Below are 11,845 nucleotides of genomic sequence, written 5' to 3'. Positions count from 1 at the left end.
GATGCATTTTGTTAGTTACAATTACTCTTGTTTTTTTCTGTCTGTTTATAGTCTTTCAGGTTTTGTATATATTTGTCCCCCTTTATAGCAGCAGGAAGAAAGAAAAAACTTATCCGTCAGTTGAAAAAGGAATTAGTGTTTTAATACCGGCTTATAATGAGAATCTGGTGATAGAAAACTGTATTTCAGGCCTCTTCCAAGTGTCTTACGGTCATATGGAAATTATTTTTATTAACGATGGTTCTACTGATCTTACCTTGAAAACGCTTCAGAAACTATTACTCTTAAATATAACGGAAAAAGTCAAAACGGATACGTTATCACACGAGAAAGTACGCAAGGTTTATCGCTCCGCAATCTATCCGAATATTTATGTACTTGACAAAGCTAATGGCGGTAAAGCGGATGCGTTGAATGCAGGAATCTGCTATGCTTCTCACGATATTATCATTACTTTGGATGCTGATAGTGTGTTGGATTCTCAATCGCTAACTGAAATTAACCGTACATTTGAAGATGACACGATTGTAGCTGCCGGAGGGTTGGTTCATGTCTTGCAGGGGTATCATCATAACGGAAACTCGTTTAACCCTTCGTTCCATGCGTCTAATCTAATTCGATTTCAAGTCGTTCGATATCTGACTGGCTTCTATATGAATAAAACGACACAATCTACTCTTAATGCCATGACAGTCATTGCGGGAGCTTTTGGGGCTTTTCGTAAAGACGTGTTGTTTCAAGCTGGAGGGTACCGAAAAACGGTTGGAGAAGATATGGATATTACTTTACGTATACAGGAACTGATAGGTACCATTTTGAAAGGGAAACGCATCGCTTTCATTCCCGAGGCTATTTGTTATACCGAATGTCCAGCCTCTTTAAAGAGTTTGTATAATCAGCGAATCCGCTGGCAAAAAGCATTTATCGACTGCATAATAACTTTCCGAAAGTCTTTGTTTAGAAAAATGAACTTCCGAGTATCTCTATTTTTGCTATTTGATTCATTGATACTTGGTACACTTTCCGCTTATCCCGTTTTATTTATCCCGCTTATCCTCCTATTCACACCCAATCATCTGAAACTGTTCCTGTTACTATTTTCTATTTCTTTTAGCATTGCAATACTGCTTCATATTGCCACGTTGCTTGTTTCCCGCAGATTTGCCCACCACTATCGATTTAGAGAATACTTAACAATCATTTCTTTCCTCCCACTTGAAGTTCTACTCTATCGCTTAACGGAAGTAGTGTTTGTCACATTTGGCACGATTCTCTACTTTTTTAACAAAGATGAATGGAGTCGTTCGGATCGTATTGGAAAACCTATTTTGCTAAATAGACATATGACAATAGATTTAAATGACAAAAGAGAGGTGAAATCCTGAATTGAAAAGATACTTGTCAGTTAATCTGCTTTTCACTTTTTGTTTTCTCCTTATCATGACACCATTGTTTTATTCGCTATTCAACTATATTAGTCATAATCTTGTTTCGGCAATGCCATCGAAAAGCGTCGTCACTCCTTTGCACATGCCTTTGATTAGCGTTGACCGTGATTTTTCTGAAGGAGAATATGCTGGCCAAGTAGCTGTGCTCATGTACCATCAAATTCTCCCGGAAGAAGTACTTCAGGATATCCATTACAATAAATTGCATGAACTATCCCGCACTATTGTTACTGTAGAGCAGTTCACAGAGCAAATGACTTACTTAAAGATTAATGATTATACAGTTCTGTCTCTTACAGAGTTTCATCAATTCATGACAAAGAACAAGAAAGTGCCTGCAAAAAGTGTATTGATCACTTTTGATGACGGTATGAAAAACGTTTTTGAATTTGCGTATCCAGTATTAAAAAAGCATGGATTTTATGCAGTTCAATTCATTATCCCAAGCACAATCACTGAAAAAACAGTTCCTTTTGACGCCTCTATAGTGCAACATGCAAGTCTGGATGAGCTAGTTAGGGCAGCTGATGTATTTGATTATGGCAATCACACGTTATCATTTCATGAGATGACAGCAGATGGTACAGCTTATTTGTTATCAAAAAAGCGTGAAAACGTGAAAGAAGACATTGAAAGTGCCAACAAATGGATCGGCCATTCACTTGCCTTTGCCGCACCCTTTGGCGAGTACGATGAATCCACGTTGGAGATTCTTGCCGAACTGAACACAGGCATGGCTTTTACTATTGAAGCAGGTTTTGCTTCACCATCAAATTCAATCTATGAAATTCCTAGAATGGGCATTTATCCTGAACACACTTTAGATACATTCTCCAATATAATTGATACCCATGGAGTAATGAATAAGTAGAGTCGAGAAAATTTTTTAGGTACCTGTGCAAGGAAGGATTCGGACAATACACTACAATTGCATAAATTGTAGTAGGGAATGTTATTTTTAATGGAGGATGTGTTATTGAGTATGTATGACTATACGAAGTCTTGAATTGTCATAAATGTGTCGTGCACAGGTACCTAATTGTCTATTCCATTTTGATTGATAATCACGTAGACTAAATTTCATACATTATGGAAAAGAAGGTTAGACAGTGCAAAAAGAGAAGACAAATTATCAAGATCAATCATTGTTCAGTATTACGTGGCCACTCTTAATTGAGATTTCTTTGCATATGAGTGTGGGAATTATTGCTACTCTCGTGTTAAGTGGGTATTCAGATAAAGCGGTTGCGGGTGTTGGTGCTGCGAATCAGATTGTTAATGTTTTTATTATTATTTTTAATGTGACTGTTATTGGGGCAATGATTTTAATTGGACAGAAGTTAGGCGGCAGCCAGTTGGATCGTGCCCGGCAACTTGCCCGCTCTGCTGTAGGTATTAACATGTGGGTTGGCGTTGTGATGACTGTCGTTGTTGTGTTGTTCGGAGATGTGTTTTTACGTTTTTACGGATTAAGCGGCGAAGTGTACGATTTTGCGCTTACATTCCTGACGATTACCGGTTTTTCATTTATCCTTGAAGCTGTCTCTCTTGCTTTAAGTGCTATTTTACGAAGTTATGGCCATACAAAAGAAGCGATGTACATGACGCTTATGATGAATGTGATTAGTGCTACGGGTTATTTTATTGCGATTAAAGGTTTGTTCGGTCTACCTGTGACAGGCGTCGTTGGTGTATCGTATTCCATTATTATTGCGAGGCTTTTCTTGATTATTGCACTGTTTTACTTTGTTTATAAAATATTGGATATGAAGTTTTCTGTGAGAGATGCTTTTTCTCTTCATAAAACCGATGTTAAGGAAATTTTTCATATCGGGATTCCGTCTGCAGGGGAAAATATTTCGTATCAGCTATCACAAATTGTTATTACGAGTTTTGTAGCTATGATTGGTGACGAAGCATTGGCGGCTCGTGTGTATATTCTTAATCTGTCTATGCTCTGTTTTTTATTCACAATGGCAATTGCGCAAGGGACTCAGATATTAATTGCGCGTTATATTGGAGCGCAAGATTATGATAGAACGTTGAAGAGGGGATTGAAGACGTTAAGGATATCCATGCTTGTTTCACTAGCTGTGTCACTTGCGATAGCGCTAACAGGAGAACCGGTATTGGCGGCGTTTACTTCAGAAGCCGGCATCATTGCGATTGGACTTCCTGTTCTTTGGGCAATTGTTTTTATTGAGCCAGGACGAGCGATGAATATTGTGTTAATGGGATCGTTGAAATCTGTTGGCGACGTCCGTTTTCCAGTTATAATAGGCGTGATTTGCATGTGGGGCGTAGCAGTTGTGTTCAGTTACGTCTTTGGGATTGTTCTTGGTTTTGGATTGCTTGGGATTTGGATAGCTCAAGGGTGTGATGAGTGGATCCGTGGACTATTTGCGTTGAGACGGTGGTTATCGAAGCCTTGGATGAAGTCATCGACGCGCGATGCTCAAAGTCTATAGACAATGTTTGAAAATACATTGTAAAACATATAGTACTTATAAATGACCGGAACTTAGTAATATCAAGTTCTCGGTCTTTTTTTATTTTGCAAAGCAAATGCATTAATAGATACGCTGCACACTTTGCATACTAGAGTAAACAGTGTCGTCGTTACTTTGTCAGGTTTTTCTATAGAACCTATTACGTTTGTACAAGTGGCACCATATTATTTGAATATAGTAAGAAAGAGTGAAAGAGGAGGTGAATTAAATGAACTATCATTCTAGACATATCCAAGCAATTCCAGTGAGCGCAACTAATTCTTGTTCTAATCCATGCATAATGTGCCCGCCAGGACAGCAAGGCCCGGCAGGTCCACCGGGTCCAGCGGGTGGAGTCCTAGGTGCTGCATATATTTACGACACAACTCAGCAGAGATTGGAACAAGGAGATGCTGTCACTTTTAACATGAATGGTAACATCACGCCTGCGGGATTTGTAACACATGTGGCTGGCTCAGCACAAATCACAATAACACAAACTGGCACGTATTTAATCACTTATGAAGTAAACCCACAACAAGGAACATCTGCATTTGCGCTGTTCAATGGCGCCACGCAAATTGGAGGGACATCCTATGGGTCGACGTCAGGAGGCCAACCGTATGTAGGACAGCAAATAGTTACATTGACTGCAGGATCTGTACTAACAGTAAGAAATCTTGATGGAGTGACGACATTGAATAATGTAATCCCTCCTACAATTCCAGTAAATAGTGCATCAATCGTTATTGTTAGATTGGTGTAACCAACTTGAAGGTACCTGTGCAAGACTCTATTCTGAAAATACACTACAATTGTATAAATAATCAATAACAAGCCAGTTATCATAATGATAACTGGTTTTTTGTTGTATAAATGTACAATATTTATGAATTGTCATAGTTGTGTCTTGCACAGGTACCTAAATTCTCATAATATATTAGTATAATTTGCTAACTGGTTTTTTTGAAATTTTTTATTGATATTTTGAAAAAATGATATAAAATAAGTAACTATGGAAATAGTACGAGGCACTTCCTAAATGAAAACGGATTCATGTGTGAGTACTAGAAGTATTCTGATTAAAGAAAAGGAAGTGTGTTAAAATGTATGATATTTATGAAAATTTTATTGGTAGTTTCAGTACGTGGTTGTATAGCTATATTTTAATTATTTTACTGATTGGTGCTGGTCTGTATTTTACAATCCGTACGAAGTTTGTCCAGTTCCGTTTTTTCAAGGAATCGATAAAGCTTGTGTCAGAACCGAAAGAGGATAAAAATTCAATTTCTGCGTTTGAAGCATTGATGGTGTCTACGGCATCACGTGTTGGAGTTGGGAATATCGCTGGTGTTTCGACTGCCATCGTTTTGGGTGGCGCAGGTTCGGTTTTTTGGATGTGGATGATCGCTATTATCGGTGCAGCCTCGGCATTTATTGAAAGTACGCTTGCTCAAATTTATAAAGTTCGAGATACAGATGGTAGCTCTTACGGGGGTCCGGCTTATTATATTCAAGCAGCGTTGAAGAGTCGGTTTTTAGGTGTTGTGTTTGCCGTTGCGTTAATTTTGACGTATATGGGTGGATTCAACATGGTAGCGGCTTTTAATATTACGTCTGCTTTTGAAGGTTTTGGTTTTTATAATTCGTACACGCCCTATATTGTGGGTGGAGTTTTAGCACTACTGACGGGCCTTAGTATTTTTAAAGGCGGTAAAGCGCTAAGTAAAATTACAAGTATTATTGTTCCGGTTATGGCTATTTCTTATATTATTGTGGCGCTTGTTATTGTGGTCACACATTTGAATCTTGTGCCAGGTATGTTTGTTTCCATTTTTGAGCAAGCATTTGATTTTAAATCCGCGTTTGGTGGATTTGCAGGATCAGCTATTATGTTTGGTATTAAACGCGGTCTTTATTCCAACGAAGCGGGTGTAGGTTCTGCACCGAATGCTGCCGCGTCTGCGAGTGTTTCGCATCCCGTAAAGCAGGGGCTTGTGCAGATGCTTTCCGTGTTCATCGACACGTTGCTAATTTGTACTGCAACCGCTTTTATGCTGTTAAGCTCAGGTATTACGCCAACTGAAGAGTTAAAAGGAGTCCCATTTGCACAAGCAGCAGTTTCTACGATATTCGGTGATTTCGGTATTTGGTTCATCACATTTGCATTGTTCTGCTTTGCATTCACTTCAATAATCGGGAACTTTTTCTATGCAGAGGCAAACCTGAAATATTTGAATAAAAAATCTGTTGGTACAATAGGTCTTGTTTTATTCAGATTAGCTGCCGTTGTTATCGTATTCTTTGGTGCACAACTAGACTTCTCAATTGCTTGGGATACAGCAGATGTGTTGATGGGAATAATGGCGTTAATTAACATTCCAATCATCTTATTGCTTGGGCGCACGGCGTTCAGATGTTTGGATGATTATACGAAACAGAGAAAAGAAGGGAAAAATCCAGTTTTCAAAGCTAAGTCAATAGGGTTGAAAGAAAAGACAGATTTCTGGAATTAATTCCGATTAGAGGGTTTTAAATGTATCCAATTGTTTATGTAAATAAAGAGCATTTGCTCGAAAATGTCCGTTCCGTTACCGCACTTTGCGCGACCCAAAATATTGAAGTAACAGGCGTTACAAAGGTTTTTGCCGGAGACCCTGAAATTGCACGTATCTATGTAGAAGGCGGAATTAGGCGGCTTGGTGATTCTCGCGTGGAAAACTTGAAACAGTTACAAGGGCTGGATGCAGAAAAATGGCTCATACGCCCACCGATGATAGATGAAATCGAAGCACTAGTTGCATACGCGGACGCGTCATTGAATTCGGAACTTGAGACGATACAAGCGATTAATGATGCTGCGCTTAAGGCGGAAAAGGTTCACAACGTCATATTGATGGTGGATTTAGGTGATATTCGTGAAGGTTTTATTGACCATGACGAGCTAGTATCGGTGGCAATTGAAACTGAGAAAATGCGCGGTGTCCATCTTTACGGTATAGGCGTAAACTTAACTTGTTTTTCATTTGTTCAATCGGATAAAGAGAAGATGAGCGTGCTATCTGAACTTGCAGAAGTCATTAGCAATAAGATCGGTAGGAAATTGGACATTGTCAGTGGAGGAAATTCTGCAACATTGGATTTAATGCTGAAGGACGGAATACCTGGCGAGGTTACTAATCTCCGTTTGGGCGAGTCTTTGCTGTTCGGAAAGGAAAGAGCGCATTTTACGTTTTTACCCGATACCCATCAAGACGTATTCACGCTTGCATGCCAAATCGTAGAAGTGAAAGAAAAACCATCAGTTCCATGGGGAGAAATTGGAGTCGATTCCTATGGAAATTCGCCAACATTCATCGATAGAGGTATTCGTAAAAAAGCGATTTGCGCCATCGGAAAACAAGATTTTGACGTAGAAACATCCACAGCAATCGACCAGGATTTAATCGTACTAGGTGCCAGTTCCGATCATCTCATGTTAGACGTGACAGACTGCGAAAAAGCCTATAAAGTCGGAGATATCATCGAATTCCAACTTGGCTATTTCTCAACGATGAGAGCCTACACATCAAAATATGTCACAAAGAAATACTTTTGAGGTACCTGTGCATGACGCAATTCAGACAATACACTACAATTGCATAAAAAAATTAGAAAAGCCACTCATGACGTTAGTCAAGTGGCTTTTCTTTGTATTTATATAGGTTTTGTTGAATTGTCATAAATGGGTGTTGCACAGGTACGCACACAATTCAATTTATTACTTTCACAGATTCCAATTCGGTAATGACTTTACCATCGGCTGCTGTGCTTTTTATGATGCCGATTCCTTTTGCAATATACTCACGAGAACCATCTGGGAATCGTAGGATAACGACATTCTTGAAACTTCCGGCTTTCACTTTAATCGTTTTCGTTGTACTTTCTACTAGAACTACCGTGTCCTCGTAGTGATCGCTTTGTGTAAAATAGGTACCTTGCTTTAAAGGATAGGGAGAGTTTACAAAGATGAAATCTGAGTTTGAGACGCCCATTAGCATTCCTTCTTCACTTTCGATGTACGTGAAATTGGCATAGTACGGATATAAATCGCTCTTTTTATTGTATAAATACGTGAACTCTTCATCTTTTTCTACAAAGAATGTCTCTCTATCCTTCGTCAAGAAAGAAGGGGAGTACGTAAGTTTTAACCCATCGATAGGTGCTAGGCCACGCGTAACTGTTGTTGGTGTTGCTGTTGTTTTTTTAGGACTCAATGCTGAAGTATACACATATCCGGTAGCTTGTCCAGCTTTCACGTGCGAAAATCCATTGGAAGATGAGAGGACCGTTACTGAAGAATGGTTTTTAATCGTGCCTACTTTTTGGGCATGTGCATCTGGAGTTTCGCGAAGAAAAATATCACTCTTCGCATTTACATACATGTCCACAGTTTTTGTAGCGGTAACTTGTTTTGAAGGTAATACATAGAGCGAACAGAGTAACAGAAACGTCATTGCGACTACTAGTTTTTTTATTGTAATCACCCCTGATAAGTAGTTACGTACACTGGAGTGTATGTCCAACAAGGTGGCTTTAGAAGTCAATTTGGTATTTTTTGAGGTACCTGTGCAGAGCACTATTCAGTGTATTCACTACAATTGTATAAATTTTTAGTGGTAATTCAATTGTGTAGATGATTGATTAGATTAAAACTGCATTTATATTACTTTTCTTGAATTGTCATAAATGTTTCTTGCACAGGTACCGACAAAATTGTTTTCGGGTCTATCTATGTAGAATTTTGACGGCTATAATAAGACTAATCTGAAAAGGTGGGGGATTATGGATGGATGAACATGTAAAAGAACAATTGATAGCTGTGACTGGCATTGATTTTGCGAAGACTACGACAGCTCAAAAGTTATCATATTCGTACGATGCGACAGCTGGATTCCAGGCGATGCCGGATTTAATTTTATCGCCGGCTTCTATTAATGAGGTGCAAGCGATTGTGAAAATATGCGGAGAACATCGTGTTCCGATTGTATCGAGGGGATCGGGGACTAATTTAGCTGCGGGGACGACGCCGACTTCAGGAGGGGTTGTTCTTTTATTTAACCGAATGAGCGATATTGTCGAGTTGGATGAGGAAAATCTGACGATGACTGTTCAACCGGGTGTGATTACACAGGAAATTAATGATCGTGCGTTGGAAGTCGGTTTGTTTTATCCACCTGATCCTAGTTCGATGAAAATATCGACAATCGGTGGCAATGTTGCGGAAAACTCTGGTGGTCTGCGGGGATTAAAATATGGGGTTACGCGTGATTATGTGAAAGGATTAAAGATTGTTTTGCCTTCAGGAGAGCTTTTATCAACAGGAGGGAAATTGACGAAAGATGTGGCGGGGTATGACTTGACGAGTTTGTATGTCGGTTCGGAAGGGACACTTGGCGTTATCGTGGAGATTACGCTCGGACTTCTTCCTGCACCAAAAACGAAGCAGACGATGCTAGTTTTTTATGACAAATTAGCAGAAGCCGCAGAAACGGTATCGGCTATTATTGCGGCTAAAATAGTACCCGCCACTCTTGAGTTCATGGATAAAGGCACCATTGAAACGGTAGAGGATTATATGAACATCGGTCTTCCGAAAGACTGCGAAGCGATGTTGCTTATAGAACAGGACGGGGAGCCTGTTGTCGTTGCTGGAGATATGGAAAAAATCGGGATGCTGTGCAAGGAAAATGGGGCCGCCACAATCCAGTTTGCGCAATCCGTGGAAGAGGCTGAACGGCTAGGAACTGCGAGAAGGGTGGCCCTCTCAGCGCTCGCAAGAAAACGGCCGACAACTATTTTGGAAGATGCGACGGTTCCGCGGTCAGAAATTGCAAATATGGTAACGGCAATCCAAGGAATCGCGAAGAAATACGATTTGCTAATTTGTACATTTGGGCACGCCGGAGACGGAAATCTTCATCCAACGATACTGACGGATGTAAGGGATGCAGAAGAGATGGCACGTGTAGAACTTGCGTTTGAAGAGATTTTTCATTATGCAATTGAGTTAGGTGGAACGATTACAGGAGAGCATGGCGTAGGTGAAATGAAGTCCCCTTACTTGGAATGGCGTATTGGTGAAGCAGGTATCTCGACGATGAAGGCGATTAAATCAGCGATTGACCCGCTAAATATTATGAATCCTGGAAAGATGTTTGCGAAAGAAACAAAGAAAAGGATCGTTGTGAAAAATGGTTGAAAAGCAAGCAGAGAAGTTCAGACAGTCATTTGTTACTCACGTCAATGAAGATCGTTTAATGGATTGCATGCGTTGTGGATTTTGCTTGCCGGCATGTCCAACGTACATCGAATCGGGATATGATGAAACACAATCCCCACGAGGCAGAATCGCACTTATGAAGGCCGTACAGGATGGAATGGTAAAATGGGACAGTTCTATTGGAGAGGCATTCGATCTTTGTCTCGGCTGTCGTGCATGCGAGCCGGCATGTCCAGCGGGTGTTCAATATGGGACTTTAATTGAAGAAACGAGAGATGCGGTTAATTTTGCAAAAGATCAATCGTGGAAAGAGAAAGTTGTTCGCAAAGTCGCTTTTGACCATTTGTTTGCTAATCAAAAGAAAATGAAAACGGCAGTTAAGTTAGTAACATTTTATCAAAAATCCGGTTTGCAAAAAGCTGCAAGGAAAATAGGTTTTTTCGACTTATTCCCTTCCATTAAAACGATGGAAAAAACGTTACCACACCTCCCGAAAAGTAGGGCGGAATACATCAGGCATGGGCCAGCTAAAGCGAAAGTTGCGTTCTTTACAGGGTGTCTAATGGATACGATGTTCAATGAGACAAATCGGAATACGATTGAATTGCTAGAGCGTCTTGGTTGTGAAGTCATAGCACCAAAAAATCAGCAATGCTGCGGAGCACTTCAAGGACATAGCGGGGAAATGGATAGAGCGAAACGTAATGCAATATCGAATTTAGTCGCTTTTGACAGGATGGAAGTGGACTATGTTGTAAATAACGCTGGAGGATGTGGAGCCTTCCTATCGGAGTATGACCGGCTATTTGAAGTGGATAATGAACTTCACCGAAAGGCAAAGGAATTTGTCGCTAAACAAATTGATATTTCGTCTTTATTATTTAAAATGGGCATTATCGATGAATTGGAGAAGCTACCTTCACAAGAATCGTCAAAAATTATTACATACCAAGACTCCTGTCATTTGCGCAACGTCAACGGAGTCATCCACGAGCCACGTGCTATCTTACAGTCTATCAAAGGAAGTACTTTTAAGGAGATGAAAGGTGCTGACCTCTGCTGTGGTTCTGCAGGTATCTATAATTTACTCCAACCGAAGATGGCTAATAAAATTCTCGATTCCAAAATGAATGAAGTGCAAAAGACGAAAGCGGTAGTGATTATCACTACTAACCCTGGTTGCTTGCTGCAGATGAAAGCAGGAATTGAGCGAGAAAATCTATCGTCGACTGTGCGTGCTGTTCATCTAGTTGACTATGTGTATGAGCAGATTGTTAAAGTGTAATAAATTCCCAGGTACCTGTGTAAGGAACAATTCAGACAATACACTACAATTGCATAATAAAAAGCACGAAATCCAGCATTGACGTTAGTCTGCTGGATTTCCTTTGCATTTATATTACTTATGTTGAATTGTCATAAATGTGTCTTGCACAGGTACCGTCCACTAGCGTTGCATGGATTCCATAAAAGGTAATTAATTTAATTTTTTACCATCTCATTCACTATGGAAAAATTAAAAAAGGGAACAGGGATGTTAAGACGATCCGGTTCCCTTTTTTTTACATATATTTTACTTTGCTTGTTTTTTCACTTTGTTGATAAAATGTTCTCTATTAATTGGACTGACAATCGCAAAATCTTCT

General features: G+C 39.8%; 9 protein-coding genes. 8 read left to right on the top strand and 1 reads right to left on the bottom strand.

The features are described 5' to 3' along the window. Positions 1-8 precede the first annotated feature (8 nt). The 6 genes from H9649_RS07895 to H9649_RS07870 all read left to right on the top strand — a co-directional run bounded on the left by H9649_RS07895 (position 9) and on the right by H9649_RS07870 (position 7,535). On the top strand, positions 9-1,385 hold the full coding sequence (locus tag H9649_RS07895) for a glycosyltransferase (protein WP_191694202.1): 1,377 nt from the start codon (positions 9-11) through the stop codon (positions 1,383-1,385). Between the two features lies 1 nt (position 1,386). Further along, the gene (locus tag H9649_RS07890) at positions 1,387-2,319 is read left to right on the top strand and encodes a polysaccharide deacetylase family protein (RefSeq protein WP_191694201.1); all 933 of its coding nucleotides are present in this window, start codon (positions 1,387-1,389) and stop codon (positions 2,317-2,319) included. Between the two features lie 238 nt (positions 2,320-2,557). Next, a complete protein-coding gene (locus H9649_RS07885; RefSeq protein WP_191694200.1) occupies positions 2,558-3,916 on the top strand; it encodes an MATE family efflux transporter in 1,359 nt (452 codons plus the stop codon). A 250-nt stretch (positions 3,917-4,166) separates the two neighbouring features. Further along, the gene (locus H9649_RS07880) at positions 4,167-4,703 is read left to right on the top strand and encodes a hypothetical protein (protein WP_191694199.1); all 537 of its coding nucleotides are present in this window, start codon (positions 4,167-4,169) and stop codon (positions 4,701-4,703) included. 340 nt (positions 4,704-5,043) lie between these two features. After that, positions 5,044-6,453 (top strand): alanine/glycine:cation symporter family protein, encoded by a 1,410-nt coding sequence (locus H9649_RS07875; RefSeq protein ID WP_191694198.1) that lies wholly within the window; start codon positions 5,044-5,046, stop codon positions 6,451-6,453. 20 nt (positions 6,454-6,473) lie between these two features. Further along, a complete protein-coding gene (locus tag H9649_RS07870) occupies positions 6,474-7,535 on the top strand; it encodes an alanine/ornithine racemase family PLP-dependent enzyme (protein WP_191694197.1) in 1,062 nt (353 codons plus the stop codon). A gap of 154 nt (positions 7,536-7,689) precedes the next feature. On the opposite strand, the gene H9649_RS07865 is transcribed toward H9649_RS07870, so the two are convergent. Then, on the bottom strand, positions 7,690-8,433 hold the full coding sequence (locus H9649_RS07865; RefSeq protein WP_191694196.1) for an SH3 domain-containing protein: 744 nt from the start codon (positions 8,431-8,433) through the stop codon (positions 7,690-7,692). Positions 8,434-8,765: 332 nt separating this feature from the next. Here H9649_RS07865 and H9649_RS07860 point away from each other — a divergent pair, with 332 nt between their 5' ends. Next, positions 8,766-10,178, top strand: coding sequence for an FAD-binding oxidoreductase (locus H9649_RS07860; protein WP_191694195.1), 1,413 nt, complete (start codon positions 8,766-8,768; stop codon positions 10,176-10,178). Continuing rightward, on the top strand, positions 10,171-11,484 hold the full coding sequence (locus H9649_RS07855) for a (Fe-S)-binding protein (RefSeq protein WP_191694194.1): 1,314 nt from the start codon (positions 10,171-10,173) through the stop codon (positions 11,482-11,484). The genes H9649_RS07860 and H9649_RS07855 overlap by 8 nt, the downstream gene beginning before the upstream one ends. Positions 11,485-11,845: the final 361 nt, after the last annotated feature.

Source organism: Sporosarcina quadrami, assembly GCF_014836615.1.
GTDB lineage: Bacteria > Bacillota > Bacilli > Bacillales_A > Planococcaceae > Sporosarcina > Sporosarcina quadrami.
Note: the sequence above shows the minus strand (reverse complement) of the source record. Positions and strands in the feature narration are given on the sequence as shown.